Genomic DNA, 13,487 nt, shown 5'->3' with positions numbered 1-13,487 from the left:
GTACTGAGCGCCTAGGGCCATCGTTATAGGTGTTAACCCTTCGCGCGACGTCTGGACTTTTGAAAATCCGATGACTAGAATCCGAAACTAATCAGTGTACTGAGCAATTGCGCAGTGCCCCGCGGCGACGCCATGCATGACCGCCATGGCGCGAGCCGATTCCCCTTATCAGGAGCCCCCACCAGCATGACCACAGTGAAGAAGATCGCCCTGGAAGAGCATTTCATGACGCCCGGATTCCAGGCCTATTCCAAAGGGTTTACGCAGCATATCGACCCGGCGGAGTTCGCCGAGCTGGGCCGTCGCCTTGCCGACTTCGACAAGGATCGGCTGGCGGAGATGGACCGGTTCGGCATCGACATCACGGTGCTGTCGCAAACCGGGCCGGGCGTGCAGGGCGAGGCCGATACCGGCCTGGCGGTGGCGCGGGCGCGCGAGAGCAATGACTTCCTGGCGGCGCAGGTCGCACGTCACCCGACGCGCTTCGCCGGCTTTGCCGCGCTGCCGATGCACGACCCGGAGCAGGCGGCGCGCGAGCTGGAGCGGGCCGTGCTGGAGCTTGGCTTCAAGGGTTCGCTGGTGAACGGCCATACGCATGGCCGCTACTACGACGATCCCGCGTACGACGCCTTCTGGGACCGCATGCAGGCGCTGGACGTGCCCATGTACCTGCATCCGACCGACGCCTATGTGCAGCCGCAAGCGTTGGCCGGCCATCCCGAACTGACCGGCGCGGCATGGGGGTGGGGCGTGGAAACCGCATCGCACGCACTGCGGCTGCTGTTCGGCGGCGTGTTCGACCGCTTCCCGCGCCTGAAGATCATCCTCGGCCATATGGGCGAGGGCCTGCCGTACCAGCGCTGGCGCTTCGACAGCCGCTTTGCGGTTTACTCGCACGGGATCCGGCTGGAGCGCGCGCCCTCCGAATACATCGGCACCAATATCGTCATCACCACGTCGGGCGTGTGCTCGCACGGCGCGCTGGCTGGCGCCATAGCCGAACTGGGTCCCGAGGCGGTGATGTTCTCGGTGGACTACCCCTATGAATCCACCGAGGTCGCGGCAAAGTTCATCGAAGACGCCCCGCTCGACGACACCACGCGCGCGCTGGTCTGCCACGGCAATGCGCAACGCCTGCTCAAGCTATAACCGCATAACCCAAGGATCCTCATGCAAAAAGTCTTTCGCATCGGCCAGATCGTCCCGAGCTCGAACACGACGATGGAAACCGAAATCCCCGCCATGCTGATGGCGCGCCAGCAGATTCGCCCGGAACGCTTCACCTTTCACTCCAGCCGCATGCGAATGAAGAAGGTGGTCAAGGAAGAACTGGCCGCGATGGACGCAGAATCCGACCGCTGCGCGGTGGAACTCAGCGATGCCCGCGTCGACGTGCTCGGCTATGCCTGCCTGGTCGCGATCATGGCAATGGGCCATGGCTACCACCGTCAGTCTGAGCAGCGCCTGAAGGCGCATACCACCGAGAACGGCGGCGATGCCCCGGTCATCACCAGTGCCGGTGCGTTGGTGGATGCGCTCAAGGTGATGGGTGCCAGGCGCATTGCCGTGGTCGCGCCCTACATGAAGCCGCTGACGGAACTGGTGGTGGACTACATCCGCAACGAAGGCTACGAGGTGGTGGACTACCGTGCGCTGGAGATCCCGGACAACCTGGAGGTCGGGCGCCACGATCCGGCGCGCCTGCCCGGCATCGTCGCGCAGATGGACACCAAGGACGTCGATGTCATCGTGCTGTCCGCCTGCGTGCAGATGCCGTCGCTCCCCGCCGTTGCGAAAGTCGAGGCGATGACCGGCAAGCCGGTCCTCACCGCCGCGATTGCCACCACCTACGCCATGCTCAAGGCGCTGGACCTTGAGCCAGTCGTGCCGGGCGCGGGCGCGCTGCTGTCCGGCGCCTACTGAGGAGCACGCATGAGTACTTTCCTGTACGGGGGCCATGTCCGCGCCAACGGCATCCGCCAGCACTACCTGCGCTACGGCGGCAACGAGGGCGAGCGCGCCGCGCGCGATGCCGTGGTGATCGTGCCGGGCATCACCAGCCCGGCGATCACCTGGGGCTTTGTCGGCGAGCGCCTGGGCACGCGTTTCGATACCTACATTCTCGATGTGCGCGGCCGCGGGCTGTCGTCGGCGGAGCCGGAGCTGGACTATGGCCTCGACGCGCAGGCCCGCGACGTGGTGGCTTTTGCGCAAGCGTTGGGCCTGCGCCGCTACAGCGTGGTCGGCCATTCCATGGGCGGACGCATCGGCGTGCGCGCCGCCGCGGCGCAGCCGGATGGCCTCGCGCGGCTGGTGATGGTCGATCCTCCGGTTTCTGGCCCTGGGCGCCGCTCGTATCCCGCACAGCTGCCCTGGTATGTGGATTCGATCCGGCTGTCCCGGGACGGCACCGACGCAGAGGGCATGCGCCGCTTCTGCCCGACCTGGACCGACGAGCAACTGTGCTTGCGCGCGGAATGGCTGCACACCTGCAATGAAGACGCTATCGTGCGCAGCTTCGAGGACTTCCATCGCGACGACATCCATGCGGACATGCCCCGGGTCAAGGTGCCAACGCTGCTGATGACAGCGGGGCGCGGCGATGTGGTGCGTCCCGAGGACATCGCCGAGATCCGCACGCTGCTGCCCGGCGTGCTGGTCAGCCACGTGGCCAACGCCGGCCACATGATCCCGTGGGACGACGAGGCGGGCTTTTACGCGGCGCTGGGGGATTTCCTCGGCGCGCCGCTGGCGCAATGACGAGCAAGGAGCCGACATGCCGGTAAGTGACCACCAGATGATCGAGGCCTGGCGCAAGGTGCTGCGTCTGTCCCGGCTGGAGCCGGGACAGACCGTCACCATCCTGACCAGCGCCGCCACCCACCCGCAGACCCTGTCCACCGCGCTGGTCGCGACCCAGTCGCTGGGCGCCATCGTCAACCGGCTCGACCTGCCGCCCGTCAACGGCGAGAAGGCGCTGAGCCGCGACGCGCTGGCCTACCTGGGCACCACCCCGCTCACGGGCAACCGCGCCGCGATCGCGGCGCTGCGCGCGAGCGACCTGGTGCTGGACCTGATGACGCTGCTGTTCTCGCCCGAGCAGCACGACATCCTGAAGGGCGGCACCAAGATCCTGCTGGCCGTGGAGCCGCCGGAAGTGCTGGCGCGCATGGTGCCGTGCGAAGCGGACCGTGAGCGCGTCAAGGCCGCCTCCGAGCGGCTGGCATGCGCCAGGGAAATGCATGTGGTGTCGCCGGCGGGCACCGACCTGCGCTGCCCGCTGGGAGAATTCCCGGCGATCAGCGAGTACGGCTTTGTTGACGAGCCCGGTCGCTGGGACCACTGGCCCAGCGGCTTCGCCCTGACCTGGCCGAACGAAGGTGGTGCCAGCGGCACCATCGTGCTGGACCGCGGCGACATCCTGCTGCCGCAGAAGACCTACGTCACCGAGCCAATCCGCCTGACGGTGGAAGCCGGCTTTGCCACGCGCATCGAAGGCGGCCTGCACGCCGAGCTGCTGAGCGAGTACATGGCGTCGTTCAACGATCCCGAGGCCTACGCCATCTCGCATATCGGCTGGGGCCTGCAACCGCGCGCCCACTGGTCCACGCTGGGGCTGTATGACCGCGAGGCCACCATCGGCATGGATGCGCGCGCGTTCGAAGGCAACTTCCTGTTCTCGCTGGGCCCCAACAACGAGGCCGGTGGCCAGCGCACCACGGCCTGCCATATCGACATCCCTGTGCGCCGATGCACCGTACGCCTGGATGGCGTCGACGTGGTCACCGGCGGCAAGGTCACGGACGGGTTCCGCTACCCGGAGGAAAAATAGACATGCACAAGGAAATCGGCGCGTACCAGCGCCAGGGCTTCGGTGGCGCGCTGGAACCGGCGGGGCCGTTCGGGCTGCTGATCGTGGATTTCGTCAACGGCTTTGCCGATCCGCAGGTGTTCGGCGGCGGCAATATCCGCGAGGCCATCGCCAATACCGTGCCGCTGCTGTCGGTGGCGCGGCGCGAGGGCTGGGCGATTGCGCACAGCCGCATCGTGTATGCGGATGACGGCGCGGACCACAACGTCTTCTCGATGAAGGTGCCCAACATGCTGTCGCTGAAGGAGCATGAGCCCAACAGCGCCATCGTCGAAGAACTGGCGCCGCGCGCCGGTGAGCTGGTGGTGCGCAAGACCGTGCCGTCGGCCTTCTTCGGCACCTCGCTGGCGGCGTGGCTGATACAGCGCGGCGTGCGCACGTTGCTGGTGGCCGGGGCGGTGACCAGCGGCTGCGTGCGTGCCAGCGTGGTGGATGCCATGCAGTATGGTTTCCGCCCGCTGGTGCTGTCCGATTGCGTGGGGGACCGGGCTCTCGGACCGCACGAGGCAAACCTGTTCGACATGGCACAGAAGTACGCAACCGTGGCTACGCGCTTGGACGGGCTTGCCGCCATTGGCGTGAGGGAATAGGCGCGTCGCCAGCGCCGCGCGGGCGAGATGCGGTAAAGCCGCAATTGACAATCCCGCAGGCGTTTCCATAGGATTTGGTCAGTATGCTGAATAAACAGGGCTTATCTTCGGGACGGACAGGGCAATGACATCGTCGATGGAACCGGATCATCATGCGGATGCTGGGCGCGGCCAGGGCGTGGGCGCCCGCGTGGCGCGCAAGGAAGATGCCCGGCACTTGCACGGCAAGGGCCGCTTCGTGGCGGATATCGCCATGCCAGACCTGCAGGAGGTGGCCTTCCTGCGCAGCCCGGTGGCGCATGCCAGGCTGCTGTCGGTCACCAAGCCCGCGGGCCATGCCACGGCGGTGATCGTGCGCGCGGACATGGCGGCGGCCAGCGACATCGTGGCCGACTCGGCCTTTCCCTCCTACCAGCCGTCCGCGCAGCCGCCGCTGGCCAGCGGCAAGGTGCGCTTCGTCGGCGAGCCGGTCGCGATGGCGTTCGCGCCGACCCGCGCCGAGGCGGAGGACATCGCCGAGCAGGTCGCGGTCGAGTTTGAAGAACTGACGGCGCTGACCGACGTGACCCAGGCCCGCCAGCTCGCCGGCGAGGTGCGCGTGCACGAGCACTGGCGCGACAACACCTTTCTGACGCTGACTGCCGACAAGAACTTCGAGGCGCGGCAGCGCGAGGCCTCGGTCGTGGTGCGTCGCCGCATCGACCTGGCGCGCCAGTGCATGGTGCCGATGGAAGGCAAGGCGGTGCTGGCCTGCTGGGATCACCAGTTCGACCAGCTGGTGGTGTACAGCGCCACCCAGGTACCGCACATGATCCGCACTATCCTGGCCCACTGCCTGGGACTGGAGCAGGAGTGCGTACGCGTGATCTCGCCCGACGTGGGCGGCGCCTTTGGCTACAAGTGCGTGCTGCAGCAGGAAGAGCTTTGCATCGCCTGGCTGGCGATGACCTACAAGCGCCCCTTCCGCTTTATCGAGGACCGGCGCGAACACCTCACCGCCGGCGCCAATTCGCGCGAGCACCACTATGACCTGACGGCGTACGCCGATGCCCGCGGCCGCCTGCTGGCGCTCGATGCCACGGTCGTGATCGACGGCGGCGCGTATTCCGTCTGGCCGTTCACCATCGGGCTGGAGCCGGGTCAGGCGATCGGCAACCTGCCTGGGCCCTATGCCTTCGATGGCTATCGCTGCGAGACCACCTGCGTGGCGACGAACAAGCCGGGCTTTGTGCCGTATCGCGGCGTCGCGCGCACCGGTGTCTGCTTTGCGATGGAGCTGATGATCGATGCCATCGCCCGCGAGGTGAAGCGCGAGCCGTGGGAAGTGCGCTGCGAGAACCTGGTGCCGCCCGAGGCCATGCCCTATGTCAACGTCACCAACAAGCACTTCGACGGCGGCGACTACCCCGCCAGCGTGCGCAAGGCCATGGAGATGATCGGCCTGCCTGCGATCCGCGCGCGCCAGCAGGCGGGCCCGCAGGGCAGCACCTATGTCGGCGTGGGCTTCGGCACCTACACCGAGCAGTCGGCGCACGGCACTTCGGTGTTCGCGGCGTGGGGCACGCCGGTGATTCCCGGCTTCGATTCGGCCACTGTGCGCATCACGCCGGATGGCGGGCTGGAGGTGCGCGTGGGCGTGCATTCGCACGGGCAGGGCATGGAGACCACCTTCGCGCAGATCGCCAACGAGATCCTCGGCATCGATATCGGCCGGATCAAGGTGGTGCACGGCGACACCGGGCTCACGCCATTCTCGACCGGCACCTATGCCTCGCGCTCGCTGGTGATGTCGGGCGGCGCCGTGTCGCGGGCCTGCAAGGCGCTGCTGCCGCGCCTGCTGAAGATCGGCGCGCATATGCTGGGCCAGCCAGAGCAGGCCGTCGCGTTCCAGGCCGGGGCAGTGAGCGCGGGCGATGCCGGCGCGGTGGAGATCGCGCGCATCGCCAACGCCTGGTACATCAATCCGCACCTGCTGCCGCCGGATGTCGACGCGCAGGGCCTGGAGATAACCATGGGCTTCAAGCCGGCCGTCGATACCGGCAGCTTCACCTATGCCACGCATGCCGTCGCGGTGGAGGTCGACATCGAATCCGGCCATGTCGGGATCCTGGACTACGTGGTGGTGGAGGACTGCGGCACCATGATCAACCCCATGGTGGTCGAAGGCCAGACCTACGGCGGCGTGGCGCAGGGCATCGGCACCGCGATGTTCGAAGAGATGCGCTATGACGGCAACGGCCAGCCGCTGGCCTCGACGCTGGCGGACTACATGCTGCCGGGGCCGACCGAGATCCCGTCGATCCGCATCCATCATTTCGAGACACCGTCGCCGCATACCGAGTTCGGTGCCAAGGGCATGGGGGAGGGTGGCGCCATCGCCCCGCCGGCGGCGATCTTCAATGCCGTCAACGATGCGCTGCGCGATTTCGGCGTCGAGCTGAAGGAAACGCCGCTGACGCCGCGCAAGATCCTGGAAGCGCTGGATGCGGCCGCGGCCAGCGTACCACGCAAAAAGGCAGCCTGACCGATGAAAGCCATCGCTTTTTCCTACCATGCGCCCGGCTCGTTGCCGGACGCGCTGGCCCGCCTGGGTGCGGGCACCGATGTAGCCAAGACCATGGGAGGCGGGCAATCGCTCGGCCCCATGCTGAACCTGCGCCTGACCCGCCCCGATACCGTAGTCGACGTCTCCGGGCTGGCCGAACTGCGCGAGGTTTCCGCCACGCCTGACGGGGTCCGCATCGGCGCCTGCGTGACTCACGCCCAGATCGAAGACGGCGTATTCGCGCCGCTGCGCGGCACCATGCTGCAGGCCGTCGCCGGCGGCATTGCCTACCGCGCCATCCGCAACCGCGGCACGGTCGGCGGCAGCCTGGCACATGCCGATCCGGCCGCGGACTGGGTCGTGGTGATGTCCGCGCTTGGCGCCCGCATCGAGATTGCGTCAGGCGCCGGTACGCGCGACGTCCCAATGGAATCATTCATGATCGGAGCCTACACCACGGTGCTCGCAGACGGAGAACTGATTGCCGCCGTGCGGGTGCCGCCCCTCACCGGGCACAGCCGCTGGGGATACCAGAAGCTGTGCCGCAAGACCGGCGAGTTTGCCGAAGCGAGCTGCGCCGCGTATTTCGATGCCAGCCGCCGCTTTGCGCGCATCGTGCTGGGCGCGCTGGACGGCCCGCCGGTGGTGCTGCCCGGCCTGACCCGCGCCGTTGCCGCGCAAGGCGCAACGGCGCTCACAGCCAGCGCCGTGGACGATGCCGTGGCGCAGGCCGCGCCGGGCAAGGACGCCATCGACCGTAAGCTATACCGTACCGTCGTGATGCGTTGCGTCACGCAACTGCTGAACTGAGGAGCGCCGTGCAGACCATCGAATTTACCGTCAACGGCCGCCAGGTATCCGGCGCGTGCACTGACCGCACGCACCTGGGCGACTTCCTGCGCGACACGCACCGGCTGACCGGCACCCACCTCGGCTGCGAACATGGCGTGTGCGGCGCCTGCACCGTGCTGCTCGACGACAAGCCGGTGCGTTCGTGCATCACGTTTGCGGGCGCCTGCCAGGGCGCCGACATCGTCACGGTCGAAGGCTATGAGGATGATGCTGTCATGGCCGACCTGCGCACGGCCTTCAACCGGCACCACGCGTTGCAATGCGGCTTCTGCACGCCGGGGATGCTGGCCACTGCGCGCGATATCGTGCTGCGCCTGCCCGACGCCGACGAAGCGACCATCCGCCATGAACTGTCGGGCAACCTGTGCCGGTGCACGGGCTATATGGGCATCGTCGCCGCGATCCGGTCCGTACTGGACGCGCGCCGCGCCGCCGCGGGAGTGATCGCACGGCATGCCACTGCATCAGCCGCTCAGGCGCCGTTTGCCTGCTTCACGGTCGCTGACGAGGCGCTTGGCACGCTGCCGCACCTCGCCGCCGGTGCCGGCGCCGAGCCGGAGCGCTCGCCCGACCGCAAGGGCTGGTCGCGCATCGAGGGCAGCTTTGCCGTGCCCTACGCGTTGGATGCAGTATGGGCCTTCATGGCCGACCTGCCGGCGGTGGCCGGCTGCCTGCCCGGCGCGGTGCTGACGGAGGTGGCCGGTGAGAAGGTCAAGGGCCATATCGCCATCAAGTTCGGGCCGATGTCGGCCAAGTTCGAGGGCGCCGCGCGCCTGCAGCGCGACGACGCCGCCCGGCGCGGCGTGCTGAAAGGCGCGGGCCAGGATTCGCTGAGCAACTCCAAGGCCGCGGGCGATATTGCCTACCAGCTGAAAGCGCTCTCAGTCACCGAGACTGAAGTTGCCGTCGACCTGCAATATTCCTTGCAGGGACCGCTGGCGCAGTTCTCCCGCTCAGGGCTGGTGCGCGATTTCGTGCGCCGGATGATCGCCGATTTCGGCAAGTCGGTGTCCCGCCGGATGGACCCGACGCTGAGCGATGCCGAACGCAACCAGGTCGTCCGCTTGAACCCGGTGGCGCTGTTCGTTGGCGTGCTATGGGAGCGGGTGAAGCGGTGGTTCGGCATTGGCTGACCCCGGCCCATGCAGTGCCGCGCGGCAATTTGTAGTGGCACACGTCGACCGTGCAAAATATCAGTAGTACTTATGCGCTTGATAATTACAATGAATTTTACTGATATAGGATCCGAACCTATACTGGGCTCCATTTGGAGACGGAGCGTGCAGGTCGTCGTCAGCTGCGGAGACAGGTGCTTCAGCGCGCCCGCGACGAGCAGCCTGCCGGGATCCTGCAGATAGTGATCGAAGGCGTGCGCCGCATGATCGACTACCAGGATGTGGCCTACGCCAGCCTCTACCTGGACCGCATGGCCGCCGTGCGGCGCGCATTGGCGCAGGACGACATCACGCTCTTGCGCGAAACGGCGCGCCACCTGGCGCTGTGGATGTCATACGAAGACACCATCCGGGTTGCGGACCTCAAGACCCGCGGCTCGCGCTTCGCTCGCGTGCGCGGCGAGGTCCATGCAGGTAGTGACCAGTTGCTGGCGATCAATGAGTTCATGCACCCGCGCCTCGAGGAGATCTGCGAGACGCTGCCGGCTGGTCTTGGCCGCTGGCTGATGCAGCCGCATGTCGTGCACCACCTGGTGCGCCGCCTTGCGCAATCCGGCCGTGTCGTCACCACCAGTTCGCTGCGCGGCTACCTGATGCGTGCTGGCCTACCACGCGCTGGTCTGAGCCGGTAAAGAGATCGGGTTTAGTTCACATCCGGAGGCAAGCACCGGGGACTCGGAGGCCCCGGTGCAGCCTGTCGGCGTCCGTCGTCAGGCCTCGATCAAGGCAAGCACCCGGCACGGACTACCCGAACCGCGCCGGATCTTGAGTGGCGGGGTGACCAGCACCGCGCCGGTCGGCGGCAATTTATCCAGGTTGACCAGGCTTGCCAGACCGAACTTGTTGTTGCCATGCATGTTGGCATGGCAGGGGAAGGGGTGCTTGAAGGCGTAAGCCTGTCCCGCATCGGTGCCGACGGCTTCCGTTCCCCAGCCAATCACATCGCGCTCCCTGGCGAGAAATGCTGGCAAATCAGGATGCCCGCCGGGCGTGTGTCCGCCGTCCTCCCGGATATTCAGGAAGTCGGCCGGATCGGTGCGCAGCGACCAGTCGGTGCGCATCAGCACCCACGAACCCGCCGGGATGCGGCCATGCTGCGCTTCCCATTGCTCGACGCGCTCGATGGTCAGCAGGTAATCGGGATTCTCGCGGACTTCCTCCGAAACATCGATCACGCACGCCGGCGCAAGGAACTTCTGCACGTCGATGGTATCCGTAGCGTTGTTCGGAAAGTCCTTGCCGGTGATCCAGTGAACCGGCGCGTCGAAATGCGTGCCGGTATGCTCGCCGCACGAAATGTTATTCCAGTACCAGGCTGGCCCGCGCTCGTCGAAGTTCGAGATCTCTTCCAGCCGGAAGGGCGCGCTCTGCCCGAACTGGGGCGGAAGAGGAATGATCGGTGTGCGTGGATGCAAGGTCTGGCTCAGGTCTACCACGCGAATCGCACCGCTTTGCAGTGCTTGTGCAAACTCTACTAGCATCTTGGTACTTCCTCCCTAAGGTTGCCAACGGACAGCGTTTTGCCTCGCTCGTCCGCTTTCATGTGCCCGCAACGCTCATGATGGCTCGCACCCGACTCATGCACGGGCGAGAATGCGCATCGCGTCGTCCAGTTCCAGCGAGACCGCGTCACCCGGGTGCACGGCGCCATCAAGACGCGCAATCACCACAGGACCGGCAGTCGTCCTGACCGTTGCCAGATGCACGTCTTCGCCGGGCTGCGCGCCGAGTCGATGGCGTACCACCGTTGTCTCCTCGACCGTGCCGGCTTCGGTGACTTGCTCCTCCCAGTCCGCCGCGCCGCAGTGCGGGCAACGATAGCGTGCGGGAAAATGCACCGTGCCGCATTGCCGGCAATGAAAAACGGTCAGTTTCATCTTGCTCCCTCGCTCACGCTCTCAAGCACTACCGCGTTGGCGCACATGCCAAAGCGATATTCGACCATGCCGTAGCCGCTCACGGCCGCAAGCCGTGCCCCCGCCACCTGCCGTGCGCCGGCAGCGCCGCGCAACTGGATAATCGCCTCGACCAGGCCATGCATGCCGCCAGCGGCGCCCGCCTGGCCGGCAGACAACTGGCCGCCTGAAGTATTCACCGGCAATTCGTGCGCAGCGATGCGTGCAATCAGGCCACGCTGATCCCCGTCCGGAGCGAACCCGAGATCGGCCAGCTGCACTAACGCCATGACCGGGTAATCGTCATACACCGAGACCAGATCCATGTCCTGCGGACCGGCGCCGGCGCGCCGCCACAGGTCGTCTGCGAGCGCGGCAAGCCCGGTCTGCAAGCCGTCACCGGCCTGATGATCGAGGTTGTAGCGGCATTCCAGCGCCCGTACGCGTACCGCGGGGCCTGCCTGCCGCACCAGGTCGGAGCGAGCCACGATCACCGCATTCGCGCCGCAGACCACCGGCACGCAATCGAAGCGCCCGAGCGGATCGGCCACCATCGGCGCAGCAAGGTACTCGTCGAGCGTGAGTGGGGTGCGGTACACCGCGCCAGGGTTACGCGCTGCCCAGGCCCGCTGCGTCACGCACACCGCGCCGTAGTCGTCTCGTGTCAGTCCGTAACGACGCGCATGCCGTTGCGTCAGCATCGCGAATACGCTGTTCGGGCCACCGTTTTCGAGCGGCCTCAGGTAGGTGCGGGTCGTCACGTTGTAGTTCTCGACCAGCTGCCTGAAATCGGCCGGCGTAAAGCGATCGCCGCTAAGCAGGGCGATCACCGATGCGTCGCCGTGCTGTATCGCCCGCACCGCGTGTTGCAGCATATTGATCGCGCTGGCGCCCCCATGGCAATCGTCCATGCACCAGCGAGGACTGAGGCCAAGGCGCCAGGCCATATCGATCGCGTGATCGGGTGCCAACGTGAATGACGCCACGCCGAGACCGTCGATCTCGCGCGCGCTGAAGCCGGACTGGGCAAGCGCGGCGTCGAACGCCTGGGCCAGCAGGTCCGCGGTGCTCTCGTGCGGTGCCTGGCGGCGGTATGGCACTTCCACGCCAGCCGCCAGGATCGCGTTGTCATAGTTGCTGTTTGGCATTCAGTAAGTTTCCTGCGTTGCGGGTTGCCATTCGTTCATCGCGCTTTCCGGCGAGCCGTCTCATGCGTGAACAGCAGGGAAATCACGGTAATCGCGCCCATGCCGACCAGCATCCAGGCAACCGGCGTCGCGGACTGATAGCGCGACAGCAGGGCAGTCGCTACCAGCGGCGCGAGGCCGCCGGCAAACACCGAAGCCAGTTCGTGACCCAGGGCCATGCCGGAGTAGCGCACTTCCGTGCTGAACAGTTCGCCCATCAGGCTCGGTTGCGTGCCGATCATCGCGCCATGGCACAAGGGGTTGGCAAGCAGGAAGGCGAACCAGATCCATTCGGGCGTGCGGGTGTCGAGCAACCAGAAGAAGGGGAAGGCGACAACCATCAGGCCCAGGGCGCCGATCATGTAAACCGGCTTGCGGCCGATGCGGTCCGACAGCTTGCCCCAGAGCAACATGGCGGCCAGTTCGACGCACATCGATGCCATCACGCCCGCCAGGACGATCTGGTTCGAGATCCCGATGAACTTGGCATAGACCAGCGCAAAGGCGAGGAAGATGTAAGAACCGCCGTTTTCCGCCACCCGCAAGCCCATCGCCATCAGGATCTCCTTGGGATGCTTGCGAATGACCTCCAGTACCGGCAGGTGCGCCTTGCGGCCGGCGGCCGCGGCTTTGGCGAACTCCGTGCTCTCGGGCAAGGTCGAGCGGATGTAGACGCCCACGCCGAAGATCAGGATGCTGGCCAGGAACGGCAAGCGCCAGCCCCAGCTCATAAAGTCGGCTTTGGGCAAGGCCTGCACCGCGAAGAACGCCACCGATGACAGCACAAAGCCACCGCCGACGCCCAGCTGGCTCCACGAAGCGTAGTAGCCGCGCTTCTCGGGCGGCGCGCTCTCGCTGATCATCAGCACACCGCCACCCCATTCTCCGCCTGATGCAATGCCCTGAAGCAGGCGCAGCAGCACCAGCAAAGCGGGCGCCCACAGGCCGATCTGGGCATAGGTTGGCAGCAAGCCGATCAGGAAGGTGGCGACGCCCATGATCGACAGCGTCCACACGAGCGCGCCCTTGCGCCCGTAGCGGTCGCCGATATGCCCGAACAGAATGCCGCCGAACGGCCGCGCGGCAAAGCCGACCGCAAAACCGGCGAAGGCCGCCAGCGTGCCGACCAGCGGGTCGCTGCCCGGGGGAAAGAACAGCTCGCCGAACACCAGTGCCGCAGCCGTGCCATACAGGAAGAAGTCGTACCATTCGAGCGCGTTGCCGGCCACCGAGGCGATGACGATGCGGCGCAACGCCTTGGCATCGACTGGCTGGGGTGGCGCTACCCCGTCGTGCGTGCCGTAGTCTGTGGCGGTTGATAGAGTTGGCGTGCTGGCCATGCTTTGTCTCCTGCATACCTGGATGGATGCGT

Annotated in this window: 12 protein-coding genes and 1 pseudogene; 9 read left to right on the top strand and 4 right to left on the bottom strand. The window is 66.4% G+C overall.

Annotated elements, in window-relative coordinates; translation table 11 throughout:
• The first annotated feature begins 186 nt into the window (after nucleotides 1-186).
• The 9 genes and pseudogenes from DN412_RS10380 to DN412_RS10340 all read left to right on the top strand — a co-directional run.
• On the top strand, nucleotides 187-1,149 hold the full coding sequence (locus tag DN412_RS10380; protein ID WP_115014654.1) for an amidohydrolase family protein: 963 nt from the start codon (nucleotides 187-189) through the stop codon (nucleotides 1,147-1,149).
• Nucleotides 1,150-1,170: 21 nt separating this feature from the next.
• On the top strand, nucleotides 1,171-1,923 hold the full coding sequence (locus DN412_RS10375) for a maleate cis-trans isomerase family protein (protein WP_115014651.1): 753 nt from the start codon (nucleotides 1,171-1,173) through the stop codon (nucleotides 1,921-1,923).
• Between the two features lie 9 nt (nucleotides 1,924-1,932).
• On the top strand, nucleotides 1,933-2,760 hold the full coding sequence (locus DN412_RS10370) for an alpha/beta fold hydrolase (RefSeq protein ID WP_115014648.1): 828 nt from the start codon (nucleotides 1,933-1,935) through the stop codon (nucleotides 2,758-2,760).
• A 16-nt stretch (nucleotides 2,761-2,776) separates the two neighbouring features.
• Nucleotides 2,777-3,832, top strand: a complete 1,056-nt coding sequence (locus DN412_RS10365) for a 2,5-dihydroxypyridine 5,6-dioxygenase NicX family protein (protein WP_115014645.1) — start codon at nucleotides 2,777-2,779, stop codon at nucleotides 3,830-3,832.
• 2 nt (nucleotides 3,833-3,834) lie between these two features.
• Entirely contained in the window at nucleotides 3,835-4,461 is a 627-nt protein-coding gene (locus DN412_RS10360) for an N-carbamoylsarcosine amidohydrolase (RefSeq protein WP_115014642.1), read from the top strand.
• 136 nt (nucleotides 4,462-4,597) lie between these two features.
• On the top strand, nucleotides 4,598-6,985 hold the full coding sequence (locus tag DN412_RS10355; protein ID WP_425267405.1) for a xanthine dehydrogenase family protein molybdopterin-binding subunit: 2,388 nt from the start codon (nucleotides 4,598-4,600) through the stop codon (nucleotides 6,983-6,985).
• 3 nt (nucleotides 6,986-6,988) lie between these two features.
• Nucleotides 6,989-7,816, top strand: a complete 828-nt coding sequence (locus DN412_RS10350) for an FAD binding domain-containing protein (protein ID WP_115014635.1) — start codon at nucleotides 6,989-6,991, stop codon at nucleotides 7,814-7,816.
• 8 nt (nucleotides 7,817-7,824) lie between these two features.
• A complete protein-coding gene (locus tag DN412_RS10345; protein WP_115014632.1) occupies nucleotides 7,825-8,991 on the top strand; it encodes a xanthine dehydrogenase family Fe-S subunit in 1,167 nt (388 codons plus the stop codon).
• A 176-nt stretch (nucleotides 8,992-9,167) separates the two neighbouring features.
• Nucleotides 9,168-9,629 (top strand): annotated as a pseudogene (locus DN412_RS10340) (DUF6537 domain-containing protein); the annotation flags it as partial.
• A gap of 114 nt (nucleotides 9,630-9,743) precedes the next feature.
• Here the strand turns inward: DN412_RS10340 and DN412_RS10335 are convergent.
• The 4 genes from DN412_RS10335 to DN412_RS10320 all read right to left on the bottom strand — a co-directional run bounded on the left by DN412_RS10335 (nucleotide 9,744) and on the right by DN412_RS10320 (nucleotide 13,455).
• Nucleotides 9,744-10,514, bottom strand: coding sequence for a cyclase family protein (locus DN412_RS10335; protein WP_115014629.1), 771 nt, complete (start codon nucleotides 10,512-10,514; stop codon nucleotides 9,744-9,746).
• Nucleotides 10,515-10,610: 96 nt separating this feature from the next.
• The gene (locus DN412_RS10330) at nucleotides 10,611-10,910 is read right to left on the bottom strand and encodes a Zn-ribbon domain-containing OB-fold protein (protein WP_115014627.1); all 300 of its coding nucleotides are present in this window, start codon (nucleotides 10,908-10,910) and stop codon (nucleotides 10,611-10,613) included.
• Nucleotides 10,907-12,076: a thiolase family protein gene (locus tag DN412_RS10325; protein WP_115014624.1), complete on the bottom strand. Its 1,170-nt coding sequence runs from the start codon at nucleotides 12,074-12,076 to the stop codon at nucleotides 10,907-10,909. Before DN412_RS10325 ends, DN412_RS10330 begins: the two co-directional genes overlap by 4 nt.
• 35 nt (nucleotides 12,077-12,111) lie before the next feature.
• The gene (locus DN412_RS10320; protein WP_115014621.1) at nucleotides 12,112-13,455 is read right to left on the bottom strand and encodes an MFS transporter; all 1,344 of its coding nucleotides are present in this window, start codon (nucleotides 13,453-13,455) and stop codon (nucleotides 12,112-12,114) included.
• Nucleotides 13,456-13,487 lie beyond the last annotated feature (32 nt).

This window comes from Cupriavidus lacunae, assembly GCF_003353055.1.
In the GTDB taxonomy this organism is placed as follows: domain Bacteria; phylum Pseudomonadota; class Gammaproteobacteria; order Burkholderiales; family Burkholderiaceae; genus Cupriavidus; species Cupriavidus lacunae.
Note: the sequence above shows the minus strand (reverse complement) of the source record. Positions and strands in the feature narration are given on the sequence as shown.